At 51.8% G+C, this 25,828-nt stretch carries 13 protein-coding genes; 1 reads left to right on the top strand and 12 read right to left on the bottom strand.

The annotated features are described in order from the left end of the window. Positions 1-205: 205 nt before the first annotated feature. The 7 genes from D6024_RS20610 to D6024_RS20575 all read right to left on the bottom strand — a co-directional run bounded on the left by D6024_RS20610 (position 206) and on the right by D6024_RS20575 (position 12,272). Positions 206-2,509 (bottom strand): outer membrane protein assembly factor BamB family protein, encoded by a 2,304-nt coding sequence (locus D6024_RS20610; RefSeq protein ID WP_121356679.1) that lies wholly within the window; start codon positions 2,507-2,509, stop codon positions 206-208. A gap of 262 nt (positions 2,510-2,771) precedes the next feature. Then, the gene (locus D6024_RS20600; protein ID WP_121356737.1) at positions 2,772-4,313 is read right to left on the bottom strand and encodes a glycoside hydrolase family 32 protein; all 1,542 of its coding nucleotides are present in this window, start codon (positions 4,311-4,313) and stop codon (positions 2,772-2,774) included. 50 nt (positions 4,314-4,363) lie between these two features. Beyond that, positions 4,364-5,779 carry a sugar porter family MFS transporter gene (locus tag D6024_RS20595; protein WP_121356675.1) on the bottom strand — a complete coding sequence of 472 codons (1,416 nt, stop codon included), beginning with the start codon at positions 5,777-5,779 and terminating at the stop codon, positions 4,364-4,366. A 73-nt stretch (positions 5,780-5,852) separates the two neighbouring features. Beyond that, entirely contained in the window at positions 5,853-6,344 is a 492-nt protein-coding gene (locus tag D6024_RS20590) for a redoxin domain-containing protein (RefSeq protein WP_121356673.1), read from the bottom strand. Positions 6,345-6,416: 72 nt separating this feature from the next. Then, positions 6,417-8,123, bottom strand: coding sequence for a RagB/SusD family nutrient uptake outer membrane protein (locus D6024_RS20585; protein WP_121356671.1), 1,707 nt, complete (start codon positions 8,121-8,123; stop codon positions 6,417-6,419). Positions 8,124-8,186: 63 nt separating this feature from the next. Further along, complete coding sequence (locus D6024_RS20580; RefSeq protein ID WP_121356669.1) at positions 8,187-11,330, bottom strand: SusC/RagA family TonB-linked outer membrane protein; 3,144 nt, start codon at positions 11,328-11,330, stop codon at positions 8,187-8,189. A gap of 12 nt (positions 11,331-11,342) precedes the next feature. After that, the gene (locus tag D6024_RS20575; RefSeq protein WP_121356667.1) at positions 11,343-12,272 is read right to left on the bottom strand and encodes a carbohydrate kinase family protein; all 930 of its coding nucleotides are present in this window, start codon (positions 12,270-12,272) and stop codon (positions 11,343-11,345) included. Between the two features lie 696 nt (positions 12,273-12,968). Between D6024_RS20575 and D6024_RS20570 the strand changes: the two genes are divergently transcribed. Then, positions 12,969-15,728, top strand: a complete 2,760-nt coding sequence (locus tag D6024_RS20570) for a substrate-binding domain-containing protein (protein ID WP_240410108.1) — start codon at positions 12,969-12,971, stop codon at positions 15,726-15,728. Between the two features lie 349 nt (positions 15,729-16,077). Here the strand turns inward: D6024_RS20570 and D6024_RS20565 are convergent, their stop codons facing one another. The 5 genes from D6024_RS20565 to D6024_RS20540 form a co-directional block, all read right to left on the bottom strand. Beyond that, complete coding sequence (locus D6024_RS20565) at positions 16,078-17,490, bottom strand: arylsulfatase (protein WP_121356665.1); 1,413 nt, start codon at positions 17,488-17,490, stop codon at positions 16,078-16,080. A gap of 49 nt (positions 17,491-17,539) precedes the next feature. Beyond that, positions 17,540-19,072, bottom strand: a complete 1,533-nt coding sequence (locus D6024_RS20560; protein ID WP_121356664.1) for an alpha-L-fucosidase — start codon at positions 19,070-19,072, stop codon at positions 17,540-17,542. Between the two features lie 8 nt (positions 19,073-19,080). After that, positions 19,081-20,622: a sulfatase family protein gene (locus D6024_RS20555; RefSeq protein ID WP_121356662.1), complete on the bottom strand. Its 1,542-nt coding sequence runs from the start codon at positions 20,620-20,622 to the stop codon at positions 19,081-19,083. Between the two features lie 92 nt (positions 20,623-20,714). Continuing rightward, positions 20,715-23,015, bottom strand: coding sequence for a glycoside hydrolase family 20 protein (locus D6024_RS20550; protein ID WP_121356661.1), 2,301 nt, complete (start codon positions 23,013-23,015; stop codon positions 20,715-20,717). A gap of 235 nt (positions 23,016-23,250) precedes the next feature. Next, the gene (locus D6024_RS20540; protein WP_121356658.1) at positions 23,251-25,827 is read right to left on the bottom strand and encodes a family 20 glycosylhydrolase; all 2,577 of its coding nucleotides are present in this window, start codon (positions 25,825-25,827) and stop codon (positions 23,251-23,253) included. Between the last annotated feature and the right edge of the window lies 1 nt (position 25,828).

Raw genomic sequence — 25,828 nt, 5'->3', positions numbered from 1 at the left:
TCTGAAAGGGCAGCAAATGTAAGCGCTAACCGCGGATGGCGGCAGAGGTGTTTATAACTTCCTATTGGGTTTGACCCGGTTTACAAAAGGCCACTCGGTACGGGCATCGAATAGGCTTAAACGTTTTTAAAAAGCCCGGCAAGAGAGGCGTAACGATGCTGCTTTTTAGCTTACAGGATTGTGTGCGTATTTTTTCCTGCTATCTCTATCGGTTCGACGGCGGCGTTTGGGTCGTTGCGCCTCCCGGCAGGGAAAAGGCAACGTACTGATCGCCCGACCGGCTGCCCAGTTTCCCCCCACCACAGGCGATCACCAGGAACTCTTTGCCGCCGGCCAGATAAACTGCCGGTGTAGCATAGCCGGCAGCCGGCAGTTTGGCTTCCCACAACACCTTGCCGCTTTTTTTGTCGAATGCCCTGATCTTTTCATCCTGCGTCGAGGCCACGAAGATCAACCCGCCTTTCGTCACCACCGGGCCGCCGTAAACCTGCGTTCCGGTCGGTGGAATTCCTTTCCGGGTCAGCTCGTCAAACTCGCCAAGGGTCACCTTCCAGAGCAGTTTGCCGCTGTTCAGGTCAACGGCATTGAGCGTACCCCAGGGCGGGGTAATGCCGGGATAACCGTTCTTGTCCACGAATTTGTTGTAGCCTGTCATGATATACGGCACCTGGTCGAGAATGCTTTTTTTCGCTGTCTTGGTACCGGTGGGTTCTTTCGGAAGGTTCGCTCTTCCCTGTGCAGTTGCCGGTTCTTTTTGCACGGCTGCACTCCTGGCGGAAACAGGGGCGGTTCTGGCAACGGCTTTGTGAAGCAAAAATGCGATCAGCGCATCTTTGTCGCCGGCAGAAATCTGGCGGAAAGAAGGCATCATGTTGCGGCCATTATCCAGCAACTGGCGGATACGGCTTTCGTTGTACTTGCGGCCAATGTTGACCAGCGAAGGAAAGTTGGTGCCATTGCCCTTTAATTGCGGACCGTGGCAGGATAGACAATATTTGTTGTACACCCGTTTTCCGGCTGCGCCGGGAGAACGGTCGTTTGCTCCGGCACCCGGCACATCGATCATGGTGAGCGACCAGGGCACTTCGCTGCTGTTGACATACAGGATTCCACTCTCCGGGTCAACGGCCGCACCCCCCCATTCGCCACCACCGTCGTACCCGGGAAAAATCCAGGAGCCCTCTTTCGAAGGTGGCGTGAACGGTGTGGCAAACCTGACCTTGCGAAACTTCTCCTGCAGTTCTTTTTTTGCTGCGGCATCAATGCCCCACACGTCTTTTGCACCAAACTGCTGGCGGGCAAATGGCTCGGGGAGAGAAGGAATGGGTTGAGTGGGCCAGACCGATTCGCCGGGCAGGGCTTTTTGCGGAACGGGTACCTCGCGAACCGGGAAAAGCGGCTTGCCGCTGACCCGGTCGAACAGGAAGACATAACCATGCTTGGTGATCTGCGCCACGGCATCCACCGTCTTCCCGTCCCTGGTCAGTGTTACCAGGTTGGGATTGGCCGGGAGATCGCGATCCCACAGGTCGTGGTGCACCGTTTGAAAATGCCAGCGATACTGGCCGGTAGCGGCATCCAGTACAAGCAGCGAATTGCTGTAAAGGTTCTGGCCCTTTCGTACGCCTCCGTAAAAATCGCCTCCGATACTTCCGGTAGGTACATAGAGCAAGCCCCGTTTTTCGTCGAGCGAAAGACCCGCCCAGTTATTGGCGCCGCCGATCTTTTTATAGGCTTCCTTATCCGGCCAGGTGTTGTAATTCAGTTCGCCGGGATGCGGAATGGTATGAAAGATCCATTTGCGTTCCCCGGTGCGGACATCGTAAGCCCGGATGTGCCCCGGCGCCGCGTCTGCCGATTCGGCCACCCGCATACCAACGATGAGCAGGTCTTTATAAATGATGCCCGGCGTGGTGCCGGCTACAAAAGGATTGAAGGTCGAAGGGTCGCGATCGAGATTTTCAGTAAGGTCAATAAAGCCGCCTTTGCCAAAGCCTTCGATCAGCTTTCCATCCGCGGCATTGATGCAATAGGTTTTTTGTCCCACGCTGTAAAAAAGTCGGCGTTCAGTTCCCTCTTCATTTTGCCAGTAGGCAATTCCCCGGTTCACCTTAAAAAAAGCAAAGGGATCCTTCTTGCTGGCCGTATCCAGCGAGGCCGGATCGAAAAGCCATTTCTGTTCACCGCTGGCCGCGTTAAGTGCAAATAGTTTTAGCTGCGGTGAGGTGCCGTACAAAATGCCGTCAATCATCAGCGGTGTGCACTGGTTTTGCGAACGGTTGCCGGCACTGTCGCGGTCGTGCGTGCTGTAGGTCCAGGCAGCCTGAAGACCCGCCACGTTTTCGGTTGTTACCTGGTCGGCAACGGAATAGCGGATGCCTTCTTTTGAACCGGCGTAGGTTGTCCACTCTCCTTTTGCAGGATCGGGCTGTGGAAGCCGGGTGATTCGCATCCAGAAAATACCAAGGGCAAAAATGGGCAGTAGGACCCAGAATGTTTTTCTTTTCATGTACAGGCAAACTGATTTTCCTGCAGATCATCCGCAGGGACGATTGATTTGAATTTTGAAAATACGGAGAAGTTAAACGTGCCCTGCTTTTTCACAAAACAATTTCTACCGGTTCCACCAGGAACTGGCGACTTCGCACCGCCTTGCAGAACATGCTGCAAGACGGTTACCGTAACCCAACCCATTCCAAAAAAAAGCCTGTTGTAGAAACAACAGGCTGTCGATTGATTAGCTAACATGAGAAAAACTGAAAGCGATGGCGCTACTGCTGTGCAAGCGAATTGCCTTCGTAAATGGATTTAAGGCGGCTCATCTGAACCGAACGGATGGTTGAGCGATCGGGTGCCTGAACGGTAAAATCCGAATAATCACTGTCGGGAAAAAAGATTTCCGTCATCACGGTTAAGCCATTGTCTGCAAAGAGCTCTGCCGATGCATTGTCAATGATTAACGTAAGATCAATGCTTTCACTGGTTGAAAAACGCGGTGCTGTATGCCTCGCTGCAAAGCCCTTTTCAAAAGACACTTTGCCGGACTGCGTACGGTCGATAAAATAACTGTTGGACGCTTTGTCGTAGCCAAGCACAACTTTCTGCCCTTTGTCGTTCGAAAGTGTAATGGCAAAGTCTGCGGCCTTGCTGGTGGCTATATGCACTGTCGCGGGACCATTCAGTTTGCCCGTTGTCCCGCTTTCCAAATTCATTGTTTGCGCAGCAAGTCGGGTCACTTCTTCTGCCGGCTTTGATGCAACAAGGAAATTCTCTCCCACCTTCTCCAACCGGAGCTCTCTTGGCACAGTCATGGCACTGCGCCATTTTTTTGTCGGGACAAGGTTTGCATATTGCCAGTTGCTCATCCAGCCCAAAAAGATCTTGCGATCCCCCGTGTTCGACCAGGTTATTCCTGCATATTCATCCGGTCCGTAGTCGATCCATTTCGTTTCCGTCTGGTAAGGGGTGAACTGGTGTCCATCGAAATTTCCAACAAAATACTGTGTTGCGGAACCGCCGTTTGGCCCGCCGGGATTGAGGTTTACCACCAGCACCCACTGCTTTTTTCCTTCGTAATTCAACGGGAACAAATCCGGGCATTCCCACACGCCGCCATGCGCACCGAGATCTTTACCGAACTCACTTTCCTTTGTCCAGTCTTTCAGGTTGGGCGATGAAAAAAACGTGATGCGGTCCTGTGTCGCCAGCGTCATGATCCATTTTTTACCTTCTTCAAACCAGGAAACTTTCGGGTCACGAAAATCCCGGATGCCCGGGTTTTTCAGCACGGGGTTGCCGCTGTATTTCGTCCAGGTTTTTCCTTCATCCAGGCTATAAGCGATGCTTTGATTTTCCACATCGTTTCGGTGTTCTTTTTCCCGCTTGGGATCATGGCTGGTAAAGATGGCCACCAGCGGCACGTGCCCGCTTTTACCAAAGCCCGAGGTATTGTTCACGTCCGCTACGGCACTGCCGGAAAAAATATAACCAAGGCTGTCCGGATACAGCGCAATGGGCTGGTGCTGCCAGTGCATCATGTCTTTACTGGTCGCATGTCCCCAGTGCATGGGTCCCCACACGGTGCTGTCAGGGTAGTACTGGTAAAACAAATGGTATGTACCGTTGTAATACACCATTCCGTTGGGATCATTCATCCAACCGGTTTTTGGCGAAAAATGGATTTGGGGGCGATGTTGTTCGGTAGCGAACGAACTGTCCTGCGATGCCATTTTTTTTGTGGCTGTGCAAGAAGCAAGAAGTGCGATGACAGGAATGTATTTCAGGTAAACGAACATGGTTTTTTGATTAAGCATTGTTACAAAATTCATCTTTACCGAAAACGAATTGAACGGCCGTTTCCAGTTCAGGGTTTTACTAACTGTTTCTCCAACTCTTCCAGCGATACGCCTTTTGTTTCGGGCACTTTCGTGAGCACCCACACCAGTTGCAGGGCCATCATAAAAGCAAAGAAGGCAAAAATGGGCCAGGGATTGTCTTTGAAAATGCCGTTTTGCGCATCTAAAAAAACAGGGATGATCAGGGTGATCAGCGCTGCAAAAACCCAATGCACGGAGGCGCCAAATGATTGCCCGAGGGCCCTAACATTATTCGGAAAAATTTCGGAGATAAATACCCAGATGACAGCACCCTGCCCGATGGCGTGCGAAGCAATAAACAGCAAGAGAAACGCCATCAGCACGCCTGCATTGGCATGCGCAGAAAAACACCAGGCAACAGCGGAAAGACTGATGATGTAACCCAACGAACCGATCGTGAGCAAGGTCTTTCTGCCTAGTTTATCAATCAGCCGCAGGCCTACAAACGTGAACACGAGATTGGTTCCGCCGATGGCGATGGAGTTGAACAAACTTTCTTTTGCTGCCAGCCCGGCCCTTTCTAAAATTTCAGGTGCATAGTAAAGCAGGAAGTTAATTCCCGACCATTGGTTGAAGAAAGCCACCAGGAATGCCAGCCACATGATCATGCGGTATTTCCTATCGAGGAGATTGGGACTGCGGTGACCCGAAGAGGTTTCGTGCTGGTAGCTTTTGACGATCGTCGCCACTTCATCTTCGACATCAACAATACCCAGCTTCGACAGGATGCTCGTGGCCAGCGTCGTGTTGTTCTTTTTGGTGATCAGCCACCTCGGGCTTTCGGGTACCCCAACCACCATGGCAGAATAGATGATGGAAGGAACCGCCAGTGCGCCCAGCATCCAGCGCCAGTCATTGGCGCCGCCCACACCTTTCAGAAAATAGTTGGAGAGAAAAGCGACCAGGATTCCAAATACAATATTGAATTGATACAAGGCAACGAGTTTGCCCCTGTTGGCTGGTGTTGAAATTTCGGAGATATAGGTTGGCGCCGCCACCGATGACACACCGATGCCCAGGCCGCCAATAAACCGGAAGAAAGAAAAAGTGTACGGCTCCGGAGCGAAGGCGGTTCCGATGGCCGACAGCGAGAACAAAATACCGATCCAGATCAGCACCTTTCTTCGCCCCCATTTCTCCGTTGGGATGCCGCCAAACATGGCACCGATCACAGTTCCCCATAAAGCCATGGACATTATAAAAAAGCCATGAAACCAGGGGGAAGTGTGCCACAGTTCCTTGATGGGAAGATTGGCGCCGGAAATCACCACCGTATCAAAACCAAAGATGAAACCCGCCAGCGCAGCCGTCAGGGAAATGCGCAATACATAACCGGCAGCAGCACTCGTTGCTGCTTTTCCCCGCACAACGGTTGTCCCGGTTTTATTTGCTTCTATAAACATGTTTTTAAATTTATGAGTGAAAGATCGACTACCGACGCGAAGCCAGCATCCCTTTTGCAAATGAGTCGAATTCTTACTGTAACCGTTTCAGCTTTTCTGCAAGCGATGCAAGGTCAACGTCCTTTTCATAGGATGTAACTAAGTCTCCATTCTTTGTATACAGGGCAACAAAGGGCAGCTCTTTTATCCGGTAATAATTCCGCACAAAAAAGGTGCTTCCTTCCGTGCCGGTGTACATGTTTGCGTGCTTAGCCAGGTTATAGTCCTTTGTAAATTTCGAAACCTTGTCAACCGGCAAATACGTGATCAGGGCAACAGACGCTTTTTGAAAATGATTTGCCTGGCTAAAAAATGCCTTCAGCATTTTTTCGCAGTGGTCGCATTCGGGTGAAAAATAAACGAGCAGGATCGGCTTGCCGACCGGCAGGTCCTGCGCCCTGAAAATCTTACCGTTTGCCTGCACCATCTGAAACGGCGGCACCTTACCCGATTGTGCAAGGAGCACGGAAGCTGCAAACAACTGCAAGAACATGACTACAAGAAAACGGCTTAGCAATCGATTCATGTAAACAAAATTTTGAAAGCAGGAAATATAGAGCAGGCATCAACAGGCCTGCTCTATAAAAATACATTCGTTTTAATAACCGGGATTTTGTTTGTACAACCCCTTGGTGAATGTAATTTCTGACTGTGGAATGGGCAGATACTCGTCCCGTCCTGCCGTGAATTTTGCCGTTGCCAAAAACGTTCTTCGCCCTTTTTCCACGGCGATGTACGCATTCAATACTTGTTCTGCTATACCCCACCGCACCAGGTCAAAAAAGCGTTCGCCTTCGGTTGCAAACTCCAGCCTTCTCTCCCACTGCAAGGCTTTGCGGGCATAGTCTTTTGTCCATCCGGCGGCAGGATATTCCTTGATATTGTATTTCGATGGGAATGTTCCATCGGCTTTTTTCAACCGGCCGGTGCTCGCCGCAGCTCTTGTTCTGATTTGATTGATCAGGGGCAGCGCCTTCTCTGGTTGATCCAGTTCGATATACGCCTCGGCTTGCATCAGCAAAATATCATCGTAGCGAAGTATGTCATAGTTCTTTGCCGAACCCATGAAAGGCCCGAGCTTCAAATACGAGCTGCTTGTTGCCAGTTGCTGGTTGCGCATGGTGTGAAAATTTCCGTACACACCCGCATCCCGCACCCAGCTATTGCTGAACGGCTTTGTGTTGTCGTATTTGTACGGATGTCCGTCGATACCAACCGTGTGATCCAACCGTGGGTCAACGGTTTGTGTGTTCAGGTCGGCAATGCTGTTGTTGAAGGTTTCAAAATTGGGCAATCCGTTGGCGTCCGTTGTGTGTGCATTTACCAGGTTCTGGCTGGCGGCATGAAAACCGCAGCAACCGTACTGCGGTGCACCGTGCGGATAGTTCAACCCGTCTTCAAAGTTCAACCGGCCGGCGGTGGTTCCGTCGTTGATGGAAAACTGGATGGCAAAGACCGACTCGGGTCCGTTTTCCGTTTCCGGCAAAAAGTTATCGGCGATGTCTTTGCTCAGCGAATAACGTCCGGACGAAATCACGGCTTGTGTCAGGTTCACCACTTCCTGCAGGCGAGTGCGGTTGATGTTTGTTACGTGATGGTTGGCATCCTGCTCGTAAGCCTGGTAGAGTCGCAGCTTCGCCAGGTAAGCCTGTGCCGCCAGCTTGTTTGCCCGGCCGAGTTCCGCTTGTTTTTCGGGCAGGTTGTCAATGGCATACTGGAAATCGGCTGCAATCTTGTTCCATGCCTCCTCATTCGACAGGGTGTTCGACGTTTTCAGGATGTCTGCTTCCGATGCATTCTCATCAAAGATGGGAATGTTCTTGTACAGGAGTTTCATGGTAAAATAGCTGTGTGCCCGCAGAAAATGCAGTTCAGCCAACCGGCTTTTCTTGTTGGGAAAGGCCGCATCAGAAATTCCGTTCACGGCACGCATGGCCACATTGGCTCTTGAAATGGATTTGAACAAATTCTTCCAGGTGCGGGACACGAAGGCATCCATCGACGGCGTCACCAGATTATAGTGTTCCATGGCGTCGATTTCACCCACGTCGCCGGTGCCACCACCGCCTTTGTACGCGTCGTCCGAACGCACACTTCCGTACGCCCATTTGCTGTAAATGGGTCCAATCATGTCGCCGTTGCCGATGGCCGCATAGGCCGCCGTTACCAGGCCTTCAACAGCGGTTGGCGATGTTAAATCCGTCGAAGCCAACACACCGGTTGGTGTATAGTCCAGTGCTTTTTTGCAGGAGCTGAGGAACAGCAGTCCTGACGTAAACAAAGCAAGTATGATTCGATTTTTCATTTTGTTTTTATTTTTTGATGATACCATCATCGTGAAACAAGGTGAATTAAAAGCCGAAAAGGATTAGAACGATGCATTGAGTCCAAGCGTCAGTGTTTTGGGGATCGGGATCGGACGGATATCGATCCGCTCGGGATCCGGGCCCTGGTAGTCTTTGCTCTTGACCAGGAATAAATTCTCGCCCATGGCAAAGAACCGTAACCGTGAAAAGACAGCCTTTGGCGTCAGGCTATACCCCAGTTGGATGTTGCGCATCTTGAAATAAGCCGTGCTCACAATGAAATAATCAGACGTGCGTCCCTCGTTGTTGTTGTCTTTGAGTGTCAATGCCGGCACATGTGTAGAAGTGTTTTGCGGCGTCCATGCATCGAATACGCCGGGGCCTACATTTTCCCTGCTATGCATAAGGTTATTGAAGAAGGTGTAGGCATCAAAACCATTTCTGCCCGCCACACCTGATCCAAACAGGGAGGCATCAAATTGCTTGTAGGTCAGGTCAACCCTGATTCCGTATTCCAGTTTCGGCAGCGTGGTACCGATCCAGGTGCGGTCAAGGTCATTGATCACCCCATCGTTGTTGATGTCCACATAACGAATGCGGCCGGGAGCAGCACCAATCTGCGTAGGTGCTTTTGTCACTTCGTCCTGCGATTGGAAAAGGCCAGCCGTTTTGTAGCCGAAAATATCAAACTGCGAATGGCCGATGATGGTGTTGACAAGGTTGCCCGGGTAGGCCGGACGTACCGCTTCCGGCAGATCCGTAATCTTGTCACGGAAGTGCGCAAAATTTGCCTGTACATTGTATTTCAACTGACCCACCCTGTCGCCGCGGTAGCCAATCACAAATTCCCATCCTTGGTTGGTCTTTGAAGCACCATTGACTGCCTTTGATTGTCCTTCGCCCAAAGCCGAGGCTACCGGCGGCGTAATCAGGATGCCGGTGGTCTTTCTGGAGAAATAGTCGAACGATCCAAAAATTTTATTCTGGAAAACGGTAAAGTCTACACCCGTATTGATTTCTTCCGTGCTTTCCCATTTCAGTCCCGGGTTTGCCGCCTGGATCTGTACAAATCCCGACGGCAGCGTACCAGTGTTGGCACCGTTCAGCGAGTAGGCCGTACCAATGTTCATGTACTGTTCCCAGAAGCCGCCCACCAGTTGCGCAAGGGTGGTTCCATAGCGGGTATCAAACAATCCAAAACGTGCCAGGTCGCCGATTTGCTGGTTTCCCACACGACCGACACCGGCTCTCAGTTTCAATTCGGAAACGAAACGGTTGTTCTTCATGAACCCTTCTTTGTCGATCCGCCAGCCAACGGAAGCGGCCGGGAAAATACCGTATTGGTTTTCGGTACCAAAGCGGGAGGAACCATCACGCCGGACAGTAACGGCCGCCAGGTACCTGTCGGCAAAATTGTAGTCCACCCGTCCAAACTGCGAGAACAGGCGGTTGCCGGTTGAACCGCCGGAAACGTTGGTGTTGCCGGTGGCGGCATTGAGGGTAAAATATTCCTTTGTTTGCAGGGCAAAGCCTTCTTTCTTCGTCGTTTGAAAGTTCAGATCCGTTTTGATGTATTCGGTACCGACGAGGAAATTAAAACGATGGTCGGCATGAAGGTTCCAGTTGTAACGCAGGGTATTGGAAAAGGTCAGGCTCAAAAAGCGGTTCTGGTCATAGGTCAGGCTGTTCGTTGAGCGGCTTAGTGCGCCTTCCGTAAACGTGGGAGCAATCACCTTGTTGAGATAGTCAGCCTTGTCGGCACCGATGTTCGATTTGAAGAATAAATTCTTAATCGGCTGTATTTCGGCGAAAACATTTCCGAATGTGCTCAGGCGGTTGGTATTGTTCCACCGGGCCAGGTACTGCATGTGCAAGGGGTTGTTACGGTCGGAATAACCGGCGCCCAACTCACCGGCAAAGGTTTGGCCGTCTTTCTGGTAAACGGGAATCGTAGGAGCCAAGGTAACGGCCAGGTACGTCGTTGATTCACCGCCCAGGTCTTTGGCAACCAGCCTTTCATCGGAGTTGGACATACGTAGATTCGCACCAAAGGTCACCCTGTCGTTAAAGGCACGGGTGATGGCATTGATGCTGCCGTTGTACCGCTGGTAGCCCGTGTAGCGCAACATCCCGGAATTGTTATAATAACCCAGGTTGATTTCCAAGGACGAGGTCCGGTTACCGGCCGAAACGGTCAGGCTGTTGTTGGTCACGAAAGCCTTCTTGTACATCACATCCTGCCAATCCGTGTTGCCGGCGGGTGTATTCGGGTCGCCACCGACAAAGGGCTTGGCGGTCACCGAACGGAGTACCGGGTTATTGAAATCACCGTTCCAGTCAAAATTGTAAATCTCGCCATAGCCGGCCGCCGGGTCTTGCCTGTCGTTGACCGATGCCTGCCACAAGGCGCGGCCTCTTTCTTCCGCAGTGAGCACTTTGAACCGCGAATATTTTTCCGATTGTACCGAAACACTGTTGTCGAACTGGAAAACGACTTTACTGTTCGTGTTTCCGCCGTTTTTAGTGGTTACAATAATAACCCCGTTCGAGGCGCGGGAACCATAAATCGACGCGGCCGACGCATCTTTCAAAACCTGTACGGAAGCGATGTTGGCAGGGTTCATGGTTTGAAATACTTCCGGCCTTGTTGTCGGGATTCCGTCGATAATATAAAGTGGATCGTTATTGCCCAGCGTATTGGCGCCGCGGATCAGGATCTTGCCGTTGGCGCCATTGGGTGAGCCGTCTTTTTCGATGTACAAACCGGCCACCCTGCCCTGCAAGGCCTGCATGGTATTGCCCGAGCTGTTGTTTTTAACAGGAGTTAAATCCACAACAGCCACGGCGCCGGTCATGTCTTTCTTCCGTTGCGAGGTATAACCCACCACCACCACCTGGTTCATTTCCAGGGGAAGTTGATTCAATGAAACGTCGACAACGGTGGCCCCGGAAGTCGGCATTTCGGCGGCCTGGAAGCCGACAAAGGAAACCACCAGGATACTTGAATCATTGGGCACGGAAATCGTGTAGCGTCCTTCAGCATTGGTTTGTGTTGCGATGGTCGTGCCCTTGACCTGCACCGTCGCATTCACCAGCGGTTTATCGTTTTCACCTTTGTTGGTGACCTTACCGCTCACTTTTTTTTCCTGTGCCAGCGCCTGCATGGTCAACAGAAGAAAAGAAAGAAAGTAGACAAGCTTTCTCATAATTTGTCGTTTTTAATTGTTATAAAATAGATTGGCGTTTTTGTGCGTAGCAGCCTGCATCAACGCTGTAATTTGAGAGACTTCGTAGGAGGGACAGGCACCCGATTGGGTGGCGATGAAAGCACCTGTTCCCGACGCGAACGTTAATGCGTCCTCCATACCGGCTCCGTTCAACAGGCGATAAATAAAGCCCGCAAGAAAGGCATCGCCACTGCCGATGGTGTCGGCCACCGTTACATGAAAGCCTTCGTGGCGATAGACAATTCCCTTGTTGCTTACAATTGCACCCTCACCACCCATGGTGACAATAATAGTGTCGATGTGAAAACGGTCCTGGATAAGCTTCATCCGGTCTTCGGTGTTCGCAAACTGACTGAACCAGCCCGTGATCAGTTCCAGTTCCGCAATATTCATCTTCAGAATGTCCGCATGCCGGAGCAGGGACTCCACGTGGGTGCGGTTAAAATGCGGCGGACGAAGGTTGATGTCGAGCACTTTGGTCTTTGCAATTTCGAGCAAGCGGTAAAGCGTTTCCCTCGATACCTTGTTCCGCGAGGTAAGGCTGCCGTAGACGAAGAACCCGGCTTCTGCCACAAGCGGCGCAAAGTCGTCCTGCCAGGTAATAAAATCCCAGGCGGACGGGAACACAATATCGTAGACCACTTCGTTGTGCTCGTTGGGTTTGGCGTATACCAGTCCCGTTGGATGGGTGTAATCAACCTGCAGAAAATCCGTAGTGAGGCCGTTGCTGGCAAGCATGTCTACCAGTCCTTTCCCATAGTCGTCGGTGCCAATTTTTGAAATCAGGGCGGGGTGGGAACCCAGCTTTTGCAGATGATAGGCAACGTTCATCGGCGCACCACCCGGCAGCGCTTTGGTGGGCAGCAGGTCCCACAGCACTTCGCCAAAACACACCACCTGGTGTAGAGAGGTTCGTTCCATTTGTATTGTTTTATGTGATGGATGAAAGCAGTTTCAATGGACGGAAGTACAAAAGGCCGCACTCTTTCGGAGGCGACCGCACAATTAAGATATACCGGTTATAGACGGGATACGGAAAGCAGGCAACAGGACAGGATACAGACAGGTAAATGCCGTTGCCGGTTCGAAAAAAGGGGCCGGGGTTTCGGACGATAAAACCACACCGGGGAGCGCTGGTATACCTGCAAGAATGACAGGAGCAGGAGCGTTCGGAAAATTCCTGTCAACGTAAAAAAAATATCCCGGTGTGAATTTGCGCAGTTTCATATCGCAAGCAATTTCACCCAATATACCAATGCCGGGTACCGCCAGCCTTTGGATTTTGTTTCAATTGCTTTTAAACGGAAAAAAAATCCAACGAACAACAATCGATTTTCCATCAGCCGATTAAATATGATCCCTTTTTACACTATTTCAAATTTGTAACGGCTTGTTTCGAATTTGTTTCCAAAAATTTCTGGTGCTCAAACCGGTGTTTGAACATCTAAATACAACAAGTCCGTTCTCACCTCTGCTCTTCCCGATCGGAAAATAAAGTACCCGGCTTCGCTATCGCAGTTTTGTTTTTTTCGCAGCATGACAGAATTGCGCCACCTGATTTCTATTGAACTTCCTTAACTTGCAGAAAGCTTTTCCACCAAATGATTGCTTTATCCTGTGCAGCATCGTAACAGCTATCGCGTTGTCCTGGCCGTTTTTCAGGTCCTTCTTTTCTTCTCTCTCTGGTCGTGTAACAAAGAGCCAAAGTCAAAGGAGTTTGTGATTGGATTCTCGCAGTGCGTCGAGTCGGACGCCTGGCGGAAAACCATGCTCGAAGAAATGAAGCGGGAACTTTCGTTTTACCCTAACGTCACCTTTCTCTACCGCGACGCCGATGGGAACAGCGAGCGGCAAATCAGCCAGGTGAAAGAACTGGTTCGCAAAGGCATCGACCTGCTGATCATTTCGCCCAACGAAGCGGCACCGCTCACACCCGTTGTTGAAGAAACCTTTCGCAAAGGCACGCCGGTTATCGTGGTCGACAGGAAGATTTCGTCGCCCTCGTATACGGCTTATGTGGGAGGCGACAATTACAACATCGGTCGGATGGCGGGTGAATACACCGTTAACCTGTTGAAAGGCAGGGGCAGCGTTGTTGAAATCACCGGTCTGCCCAAATCCACGCCGGCCATGGAACGCGACCGGGGCTTTTCGGATGCGCTGCGGCCCTATCCGTCGATACAGGTAGAACGGCTGAACGGCGAATGGTACAAGACAAAGGCGAAAGAAAGACTGGCTGAAATTGCCGGCAAGGCGCCGGTTGACCTGGTATTTGCACAAAACGATATGATGGCGTCGGGAACCTACGAAGTCTTTCAAAGCAAGGGACTGCCTGTGCCCAAAATCATCGGTGTGGACGGCCTTCCCTGCAGCGGTTGCGGGATGGAATTTGTCGGCAACAAACTGGTCACGGCTACCATGCTCTATCCAACCGGCGGCGAAGACGCGATCCAGACCGCGCTGAAAATTCTCAACAAGGAAAATTTCGAAAAAGAAAACGTGATTCAAACCACGGTGATTGATTCCACCAATGTGCGCTACATGAAGCTGCAGGCCGACAAGATGAGCAGCCAGCAGCGATCGATCGAACGGCAGCGCACCCTGCTGGATGAAATGAAGACCATCACCAATCACCAGCGTACCTTTTTATATATCCTGATCTCGTCGCTTGTGCTGGCACTTACGTTCGGAGGCGTGCTGTTTTATCTTTTCCGGCAAAACAGGAAGATCAACCAAAAGCTGCAAGAGCAAAACAAAGCGATCCTTTTGCAAAAGGAGGAACTGGAAGACATGTCGGCAAAAGCACAGGTGGCCAACGAAGCCAAGGTGAGCTTCTTCACCAACATTTCGCACGAATTCCGTACGCCGCTTACGCTGATTCTTGCACCGCTGGAAGAAATGCTGGCCGACGCCAAAAACAACCAGCGATGGAGCCGTAACCTGCAGCTCGTGCACAAGAACGTCATTCGCCTTTTGCGGCTGGTTAACCAGCTGATGGACTTTCGCAAAATTGAAGTGGAGAAAATGCGCCTGCGGGCTTCCGAAAACGATCTGATCCTGTTTACGAATGAAATCCTCCAGTCGTACGAACGGATCGCCCAGAAACGCGGCATCGACCTGCGCCTGCTGACGAACGAACGAAGCCTGCCTGTCTGGTTTGACGTGAACATGCTCGACAAGGTCCTGTTCAACCTGCTATCCAATGCGTTCAAATTTACCCGCGATGGCGGGTTGATTCATGTGTATGTGAACCGCAGCGCCGATAACAAAGAGGTCGTCATCAAAGTGGAAGACAACGGTGTGGGCATGACAGAAGATGCGGTAAAAAATGTGTTCAATGTTTTCTACCAGGGCGAATTTGAAAATCAAAAAGGCTCCGGCCTGGGTCTTGCGCTTTCCAAAGAACTCATTACGCTGCACAAGGGGTCAATCGCGGTAGAAAGCAGGAAACGACAGGGCACGACGTTCACCATCCGGTTGCCGCTCGGCAAGGACCATTTGAAGCCGGAAGAAATCATCGAAGCAGCCAGCGCACCCTTTGTTCTTTATGAGGACGAAAAAGTGTACACCACGGATCTCGTCAACGAATCGGCGAAGCAGGAACCGGAAGGACTGAAGCTGGAAAAAGAGCATACCCTCCTGTTAATTGAAGACAACGAAGACCTGCGCAAATTTTTAAAACAGCGCCTGCAAAGCCATTACGAAGTCGTTGAAGCCTTCGATGGCCAGAGCGCTTTGCAACAGGCTTTCGACGTAGTGCCCGACCTGATTGTCACAGACGTGATCATTCCGGGTAAAGACGGAATGGCCCTGACCAATATCCTGAAATCGGATATCAGGACCTCGCACATCCCCGTCGTGATGCTGACAGGCAAGACCAACATGGAGAGCCAGCTCGAGGGACTGAAAAACCGGGCCGACGCCTACATAACAAAACCGTTCAACATCGAGTTCCTGGAAACAACCATTGAATGCATGCTGGCAAACAGGGTCATGCTGAAAGAGCATTATTCCGCCGAACTGCCATCGAACCTGAAAACGCAGACGGTTGCAAAAATCGACCGCAAGTTTATCAGTGACTTTACGGCCATTGTGGAAAGCAACCTGGCCAACGAAGACTTCACCATTGAAGATATCTGCAAAGACCTGGGCATTTCGCGGGTGCAGCTTTACCGTAAAGTAAAAGCCCTGATGAATGTGAATGTGAACGATTACATCCTTTCCACCCGGCTGCAGAAAGCCCGGTATCTCCTGCAGCATGAAGAACTGAGCATCTCGGAAATATCTTTCAAAGTCGGCTTTTCTTCGCCGGCGTATTTTTCAACCGTGTTCAAGTCGAAATTCGGCGTAACGCCAAAAGCCTTCAAGGAAAAATAACCTTGCATTTACCGCAATCATCTTTTTTTCCTTTTCCTTTGTTCGGCCACAGCTGGATTTACCCCCTCATGGGTTGCCAATGCAAAACCGCCATCAGCAAGAGAGATGGTTTCTGTGCGAAAACCCGCCTTCACAGGAAAACCCTTCGGGGTCGTTGCCAGTCACACGTTCTTTTACCGCCGGTTTCACCGGCTATCAACCGGTGACCGCTTCGCCATTTTTCTCCAACTTGATAGCGGTTGGGCACCTTATGCTTCCACTTTTGTGCAGGAATAATACAAGGAGCTGGAAAGTCCTCCGCCATCTACCATCTACTATTCATTATTCCGGTGAGGCATTGCGCATGGCATCATTGCTGCGAATCGACCAGTAAGGGGAAATTTTTGTTTTCGACATGTTCTCGTTTCATCACCTGTAAAACCCTGCGAACCACGTCCGGATGGACGGCGCTCAGGTCTTTTGTTTCGCCGGGATCGGCAGATAAGTCAAACAACTGCAGCGGCGCGCTGCCGTTCTTCATCACATTCAGCTTTACGCCTTTCCATTTGCCCATGCGCACGGCCTGGCGGCCACCGTCTTCGTGGAACTCCCAATACAGGAAAGCATGCTCACGCTGTTTTCCTTTTTTCAGAAGGAGAGGCAACAGCGATAAACCATCTGTTTTTACAGTCAGCCGCTGGCCTGTCAACGCAGCAAACGTGGGCAGGAAATCCCGGGCCGCTCCCACGAAATCCGATGTGCGGCTTTTCCTGATGACCGCCGGCCAGGTAATGAGCACCGGTTCGCGAATACCGCCTTCATACAAATCCCGTTTGACACCGTTCAATCCCCCACTGCTTGCAAATGCTTCCGGCTTATTGCCTCCTTCGCGGTGCGGGCCGTTGTCGCTGGTAAACACCACAAGCGTATTCTCCTCCAGGCCCAGGGATTTAAGTTTTGCCAGCACCTCTCCCACGTAAGCGTCCAGCTTCGACACCATCGCCGCATAGGCAGCCACGGGATAGGCCTGTGGCTGGTAACCCACTCCGTCCCAGGATGCCGGCACTTGTTTCGGAGACTCGTTGAATTGTTTTTTATAAAAAGCAAACAGCGAATCACCGGCGGGCAGTTGCAGACCGGCGTGCGGCAAAGTATAAGCGAGGTAAAGAAAGAACGGTCGCTGTTTGTTGCTGTCGATAAACGAAACGGCCCTGGCCTGTATCAGGTCAGGCGCATACTGCACCTGGTGTGCCGGCGTGTTCTCCAGCTCAACGCGATGACGGTTTTGCCACAAATGATCGGGAAAATAATTGTGCGACTGGCGCTGGCAGTTATAACCAAAAAACTGGTCGAAACCCTGGTTCAGCGGCTCTCCTTCCGAACCCGGGTAGCCCAGTCCCCACTTGCCAAAGGCGCCGGTGACGTAGCCGGCCTTTCGAAACAATTCGGCCATGGTGGCACTGGAATCGGGCAGCGGGAACTGTCCTTCGGGAAGGATTTCAAAATTGCCCCGTACCGGCGTGTGGCCGGTATGCAAGCCCGTCATCAGTGATGCACGGGACGGTGCACAAACAGCGGTGCCTGCATAAAATTGCGTAAACCGAATTCCCCTTGCGGCCATGGAATCCAGGTTGGGTGTTTTAATCAGCTTTTGCCCGTAACAACCGAGGTCGCCATAGCCCAGGTCATCGGCCAGAATAAAGACAACGTTGGGCTTCCGTTGCGCCATCGCCACCAAGGCAAAGAGCAAAAAACTGAAAAGCAAGCCGGTTGTCTTGTTCATGCCTGACTGTTTGTACGCAGGATTTTTCTCTACCCTGCAACAGATAAATTTATTTCGCGGTGTAATTGTACAGGCCCAGTTCAGCCAGGCAGGGATTCAGTCGCGATGACAAAATGCGCAGGCGGACCTTGCTTGCCCGAACCGCTTCAAACTGTACCAGTCGCTTGTACCCAACCGTTGTTCCACCGGCAGCTTTTCTCCAGTCTTTTCCATCCCAATAGTCCAGCACAAACTGTTCGATACGCTGCCCTTTGCGGATGTTCTCCTGCAGGCATAAAACACTGAACGTTTGTGGCGTTTTCCACGAAAGGTTCACCGTGACGACAGAATCGGGGGCCCGTGTTGCAAGATCGGTACCCGTTTTCTCATCGGTCAGCACGCCGGTGCGGCTGCCGTTGGAGGCCTGGATGGCAGCCGTTTTCACCAGGTTGGTTTTAAAAACTTCGTCCCGCAATTGCTTCCACTCTTTCAACTGCCGCACGTCGTTTTCGTGCACAAGGCCACGTTTATCCGGTGGAATATTCAACAACAGCACACCGTTCCGGCCCACCGAATGAAAATAAATGTCAAGCAGTTTTTCCGGTGTTTTCACCTTGCCATTTTCGCTCTCGTGAAAAAACCAACCCGGCCGGATGGACACGTCCGTTTCTGCCGGGTACCACACCAGGCCTTTTGCCTTCAGGATCTGCTGCCGGCTTCCGAGGTCATCGCCCCGCATATCGCCTTCGGGCTTAAACGCAATCCCCCGTTGCGAGTTGGCAGCAACGGCCGACTGGTCAAGATTGTTGGCCGGCACCACGCTCCACTCCTGTTCCCTCCCGTAACCCGATTCGGTACCAACCCAGCGAACGTCAGGACCCATGATAGCAATCACGGCCCCGGGCTGCAGTTGGCGTATGAGTTTGTACCAACGCTCAAAATCATAGACCTGCTTTTTCCCATTGGGTCCTTCCCCATTGGCCCCATCAAACCACACTTCATCCACACGACCGTAACGCGTCAGCAGTTCGGTTAGCTGTTGTACAAAAAAATCATTGTAGGCATCGGTTCCGTAGACCGAAGAGTTGCGGTCCCACGGCGAGAGGTAAACGCCAAAACCCATTTGATAACGGCGACAGGCTTCGGCCACTTCCTTCACCACATCACCCTTGCCCCCTTTCCACGGACTGCTTTTCACCGAATGGGTCGTGGTTGCCGTGGGCCAAAGGCAGAAACCATCGTGGTGCTTTGCGGTAAGAATCACCTGCCGGATCCCTGCATCCTTCGCCGCTTTCACCCACTGGCCTGCGTCCAGTTCCGTGGGATTGAAAAGACGGGGATCTTCTTTGCCATCGCCCCATTCGCGGTTGGTAAATGTGTTCACCCCGAAATGAAAAAATCCGGTCAGTTCCAACTGCTGCCAGCGCAACTGCCGTGGCGCCGGAACAACAGTGGCAGCCTTGCGGATGATGTCCGTTTCCGTGTCGGTCGGGTTTAGTACAACGGCACTGCGTCCTGTGGCAGCGTCCTGTGCGCCTGCAGAAAAAAAAGCCAGGGAATGAAACAGGAATATTGTAACGGTTAAAAAGATTGTTCTGTGCATGGTTCGGGTTAAAATGCTTTTTTGCCGGATTGACCAAGGATCGCTGCGGCATCTTGGTCTTCGTATTCTTTGACCTGCGCAGTCAATTGCTTCATCAGCACGCCTGTAATTTTTTCGTATCCTTTTTGTCCAAACCGGTTGTGTGTTTCAGCCGGATCTTTTTGCAGATCATACAATTCCCAGCCATTGACTCGGGTGTAAAACCGAATCAGTTTATACCGCGCCGTGCGGATGCCAAAATGCGGCGAAACGGAATGCTCGCCGTTTTCATAGTAATGGTAGTACATCACTTCGCGGCCTTTCGCCTTTCTGTTTTTCAAAAGGGGTAAAAACGATTTGCCCTGCATGTCGTGCGGGATGGCAACACCGGCCACCTGTAAAACCGTTGGGGCAATATCCAGGTTCATCACGAAGTTCTCGTTGACGGTGCCGGGTTTTACCACGCCGGGGTAACGCATCATCATTGGTGTGCGGAACGATTCCTCGTACATCCAACGCTTGTCAAACCAGCCGTGCTCGCCCATGTAAAACCCCTGGTCGGACATATAAATCACCACTGTATTGCCGGTTAACCCGTGTTTATCGAGGTAGTCCAAGGTCCGCCCGATATTGCGATCGAGCGAAGCGGCGGTACTTAAATAATCCCGCAGGTAGCGTTGGTATTTCCATTCCGTCAGCGCATTCCCCGAGAGATTGCGGCGTTGCAGGTCTTCGTAAACCGGTTTGTAATACGCATCAAATTTTGCCCGCTGCGCGGCATTCATCCGGCTGATACTTCCTTCCTTGTTTTCGGCTGCTTCGATGGCAAACATTTTCAGGTCGTAATCCATCCGCATTGTCTTGGCAATCGTCATGTCCTGTACGGCTGCAGCCGGGCGGCTTTCGTAGTTGTCGTAGAAATTGTGCGGCAAGGGAAAAGTAACGTTATCAAACCGGCCAAGGTCAGTCGTATCGGGCATCCAGGTTCGGTGCGTTGCCTTGTGACCGATGACAAGGCAAAACGGCCGGGAGGTGTCTCTTTGATCCAGCCACTGTTCGGCCACATCTTCGATCACGTTCGACACATAGCCATCCATTCGTTTGCGGCTGCTGTCCATCCCGATGAAATCAGGATTGTAATACTGTCCCTGGCCCGGAAGAATTTGCCAGTAGGTAAATCCCTGCGGCACCGTTTCCAGGTGCCATTTCCCGATCCACGCAGTTTGATAGCCGCTTTTTGTCAGCTCCTTGATAAAGGTATTTTGCGATCCGTCGAAACGGGAATTCTCGTTGTCTTTAAACCCGTTCTTATGGCTGTATTTTCCTGTCAGGATCACAGCGCGGCTGGGACCGCAAATCGAATTGGTGACGTAGGCTTTTTTAAACAAAACACCTTCTTTGGCGATGCGGTCGATGGCGGGTGTTTGCGTCAACCTGCTGCCATAGGCGCTGATGGCTTGGTAGGCATGGTCGTCGGAAACGATGAGCAGGATATTGGGCCGTTGTTGCGCCGGCAGATCAATCGCAATTGCCAGGCCCACGCAAACGAATAACCGCTGAAGAAATTTCATTGCTCTTGTTTTAATTCGGACTCAGTTGATCACCTGCCGCAGCCCATCCTGGCACTGTTGCGAATCTACAAAACCTGCTGCGCACAACCCGGTCAATTGACCACAATTTCATCCGCAAAAATCCAGGCGGGTTTTCCTTCACCGGCATGTCCTTTGGGTAATTGATCCAGCACTTTTGCCGTAACCCGCACAAAGCGGGCTTTCTGTTGCGGGAAACGGGCTGTAAAATCTTTGATCACGGCCGCCTGCTCGTTGACGGAAACATCGTTTGAAACGGTTTTCACTTCGGTAAAATTTTTCCCATCGCTGGAAACTTCAAACTTTACCCACTGCGGTAGCATGATCCAGTCGCGGTAGGCCTGCAGGCAACCCAATGCCAGGCTGTGAATGTTTTGCTCTTCACCCAGGTCGATCGTGGCAATCAAGTCTTTTCCCGAGAAGCCATGCCAGTATTTGCCCACGGTCGTCGTGCCACGAACACCGTCCGTCAGCGAGTTCGGACCATCGGCCAGGTAGTATTGGCTTACGGGATTGGCATAAACCACGTTCCTGCCGATGGCTTTGTGCAGCACAAAGGCCTGTTGCGCCGGTATGAGGCTCATCACATTTCCGTTTACCACCGTTACGGCTTTCAGCACCAGTGAAGAATCGATGCGAACCGGATTCGTGTATTTCCGGCTTTGGAGCGTGGGTTGCGAGCCATCCGTGGTGTAATAAATCTCTCCTTTGTACGCTTCGGTACCCAACGTCACCAACAGCTGCCCGGCCTGCGAAGCGGGCCTGATGTCCACTTTAAAATTTCCCTTGCCGTAAGGCAGCGCCTTTTGGTCAAACGTTTTGAAGTGGTGTTGCAGGCGGTCATTAAAGCTGCTCCAGTTCTTGGCCTCTTTCGGGCTCCATACCACTTCGGCCAGGGCCAGCATCCGGGGCAGCACCATGTATAAAACATGCGAAGGCGTGGTCACGAATTCGGTCCACAAATTGGCCTGCGCACCCAGTACGTGTTTCGCCTGTTCTTCGTTCAGTTCTTTGGGTATCGGCTCGTATTCGTACACCCGTTTCAGGGTATTAAAGCCGCCGATGGCCAGCGGCTCCGATGCGGGGTCGCCCTGGTAGTGGTCGAAGTACACGGGATTGCCCGGCGTCATCACCACGTCGTGGTTCATCTTCGCCGCTTCAATGCCACCTGCCTCGCCCCGCCAGCTCATGACAGTCGCCTCCGGTGCCAGGCCGCCTTCCAGGATTTCATCCCAGCCGATCATCTTTCGCTTTTTGCGAATCACGAAGGCCTCCATGCGCCGGATAAAATAACTCTGTAATTCCTCTTCGTTTTTCAAGCCCTCGGCTTTGATCCTCGCCTGGCATTTCGGGCAGGCCTTCCACGGCCCTTTGTCCACCTCATCGCCGCCGACGTGAATGTAAGGGGATGGGAACAGGTTGATCACTTCTGAAAGAACATCTTCCAGAAAATGAAACACACTGTCGTTGCCTGCGCAATAGTTGGACGAAATATGTTGGTAGTTGCCACCGGTCATTGGCAATTGCGGACGTTGCGTACAACTCAAAAACGGGTACGATGCCACGGCCGCCGCACTGTGGCCCGGCATTTCAATTTCCGGTACGATCGTAATGTTTCGCTCTGCCGCATAACGGACAATTTCTTTGACCTGGTCCTGCGTGTAATAGCCACCGTAGGTTGGCGTTTCGTTTTCGGTTGCCTGCGGCCGCTGTCCCCACACCTTGTCGTTTTGATCGACCCGCCATGCGCCAACCTGCGTCAGCTTCGGGTATTTTTTGATCTCGATGCGCCAGCCCTGATCGTCGGTGAGGTGCCAGTGAAAGGTGTTCATCTTGTAGGTAGCCATCAGGTCGATGTACTGTTTTACCAGGTCCGGCGAAAAGAAGTGACGGCTGACGTCGAGGTGCATGCCGCGCCATTTGAAACGTGGGTAATCTTTCACCTGCATGGTCGGAATTTGCAGGGCCGCATTGGTGCGAACGGCCGGCAGCGTTTGCAGCACTGTTTGCAGGCCGTACACAATTCCCGCCCTGGTATTGGCCGTTATGACGACAGAAGCAGGAGTCACATTCAGCAGGTATCCTTCGTCTCCAAGGTCCGCCGTTTTGGCCAGGCTAAGCGTGATGGCTTTTGGCTTTTTTGCCTGTGCAGGCAGGTTGACACCCGAAATATTTTTGATGGCGGAGGAGAAGAAGGCCGCCGCCGCTTTCAAGTCTTTGCTGGCTGGATTGTACTGCAGTGCAGTGTTGTTGTCAATCACAAAACTGCCCTTGCCCATTTGCAGGCTGACAGGTTGCGGAATGATGCTGACCTGCTGTGCGATTAACAACAAGGGAAACGATAGCGTGAATAGCAACACGAGTTTTTTCATCATTTGTCTTGATTTATGAGGCCATTGGGAGAAAGCAGTTTTCTGATCATTCAATTGACCAGGCTTTTCTTTCGCCGACCCAACTTACGAAGAACATCGCACGAACAATTGTGCAAACGTTTGTGCAGATTGAGAGCAGGATTTGCGCTTCGATTCTTTCAGACATGTGGGTAAAACGCTACGAACAGTACGCACTTTTTTCTGCGAACGGTCACACGGCTAATTCTGTGTGATACCACTAGTCTTCCACGGGCACAAACGTAAACTCCCATTTAACCGGGTTGTGCCAGTCCCTGCCTTTGAAGCTGCCAACCGGCGCCTTGATCAATACCGTATTCCAGCCTTTCTTAACAGCAATCCTTGCTGGTTGGCGGTATTCATAGCCTTCATCGATCAATGGAATTTCCGAAAGCCCTTTTTGCCCGCCGCGGCGCCACAGTGGCGGTGCCACCCGGCTTCCGTTCACCCACACATTGCTCTCTTTGTTATCCCAAGCTCCGGCCGGTGGCGAGTCGGTGGCCGGCGAACGGGAAAGATTGTTGAAGCCGATCCAAAACGACTGCACTCCTTCTTCATCGCTCCAGAATTGTGTCGTGGCATACCAGGTCGTGCTGTCTTCCGGCTGGTCGATTGCACCCTTGATCAACGGCGCCCACCAGTGACGCAATACCACCGTGCCGCCTGACACCTGCTTCACCGGTTTCAGTTGGCTCGTCGATGCGGTTTCGGGTGCAAAGGCTTTCTTTACATCACCACCATTTGCATAGGGTCCGACCAACTGCCAGGTAATGTTGGATTGCTTTACATAGGGAAACGGTTTGCCGGGGAAAAACAGTTGCTTTTGATCCAGCAAGCGGCTTTCAAATTCGCGGAAACGGGATTCATCGCCGTCACTCACATTTGCGATCCAACCGGCCTTTCCGCCGCCCTGCCAGCAACGTTCGGCAAAGGCCAGCAGGCCCGGGTAAACGGGGTTCATGCGCAGGATGTCTTCCTCGTTTCCTGCCGCCCTGTCGTGCCAGGTACACAATGTGCCCCCCAGTGCAGCAGCGTCGCCAGCATTTTTGTTGCAGATCTGCCGGTTGAAAATGGTCACCACGCTTTCCAGCGGGTCCATGTGATTGACATAAAGATGCCTGGAGTCGATGTAGCGAATGTTTTTGTTGGCGGCGATTTTCCCGTTATCGTCCATCCACAACTGGCGAATGACTTCCGGTGAAAAATTGCCGCCCGGCTCCCAGCCGATGACTTTTTTACCAAGGCTTTTCAGCAGCGTGGTGACTTCGGGAACGAATTTCTCGTTCGTGATTTTTACCTCGTCCGCACCGATATGAATAAAAGGAACATCATAGGTTTTGCAAAATTCTTTTAAAATGTTTTTGACAATGGCCAGTCCCGAATCACTTTGCATATCGGTATGCATGGCACGCCGGAATGCTGCACTATGGCCCGGCATATCAATCTCGGGAACGAAGGTGATGTACCGTTGCCGGCAATAGCTGATCAGTTCCTTGATCTCGGCCTCCGTGTAATACTGCCCCTTGTTGCGCAGCATCGTTTCGGGTGCCGTCAGTTGCGGGTATTGTTTGCTGGCTATGCGCCAGGCGATGTCTTCGGTGGGATGGAAGTGAAACACGTTGAGCTTGTAGTGCGCCATGACGTCAATCTGTTCTTTCAGCAATTTCAGCGACATGTAATTTCTGCCCACATCGATCATGTAGCCCCGCCAGGAAAATGAAGGCCAGTCCTTAATGGAACAGGCATCCAGTAGCACACCATCCCTGGCCAGTTGCAGCAGCGTTTGTATGCCGTTGAAAAGACCGTGCGGTGTATTGGCGATCAGCACCACCCCATTTTCGGTTATGTCTAGCTGGTAAGCTTCTTCCTGCTGCACCGGCGCTATGACCCTGCCTGTTTGCAGCACGATGTTATTCGCTCCCTTTTGCTGATTTTGCACCGGGATGTCAAGGCCTTTCTTTCTCAACGCCTCCTGGAGCAATAGCGCTTCTTGCTGGCTTTGTTTTTCGCTGAAAACAATTGCGCGGCAGTCTGCCAGCGAAAAAACGCCTTCCTTCCATTGTGTCTTTTGCGGCAGCGGCAACATGGCGGGCTGTTTTTGCAGGTCGTACACCCAGGGATAAACCAGGTGTTTCCACAACAGGTAGCCCTTGCCGGTCAGGTGCAGGCCATCGTTTGTCAGCTCCTCTTTCAATTTTCCGTTCGGGTTGCAAAACGAATCGTGCAGGTTGATGTAACTGTAGTGATGCGTTGCAGCTTCCTGCTGCAGGCGTTCGTTCACCTCTTTTATTTGTACGGCCTTGCTGGTATGACCGGCAAATTTCTTCAACCCGTCGTTCACCGGCAGGAGGCTTTGCACAAACAGCTTCGTGACCGGCGTTTCCTGCTTCAGGTAGTCGGCGATCAAAAGAATATTTTTTACCACGCTGTCGGGTGGAATATTTCCGGCCAGGTCATTGACACCGATCAGCAAAAAAACTTTAGCCGGTTTTCGCTTCGCTACTTCATCCAAACGTTTCAATACCCCGGTGGAAACATCGCCGCTGATGCCGCGGTTTTTGAGCCGCAGGTCGCCAAACAATTCGCTCCACTCGCCGCCATCGGTGATGCTGTTACCCAGGAAAACAATGTCATTTTTTGTTTGCGGCAGACTCCTGAAATGCGTCACCCGCTGGTGGTAATAGGTGGAGAAAAGGGTGTCGGGGAAATGCGGCAGGCGAACCTGTGCCGTCGCGTGTACGGCTGCCAAAAAAAGGATGAAAAACGGGAGAAAAAACAATGGCCGGCTGGTCTGCATG

It is taken from the genome of Flavisolibacter nicotianae (assembly GCF_003628535.1).
GTDB classification, from domain to species: Bacteria; Bacteroidota; Bacteroidia; order Chitinophagales; family Chitinophagaceae; genus Flavisolibacter; species Flavisolibacter nicotianae.
Note: the sequence above shows the minus strand (reverse complement) of the source record. Positions and strands in the feature narration are given on the sequence as shown.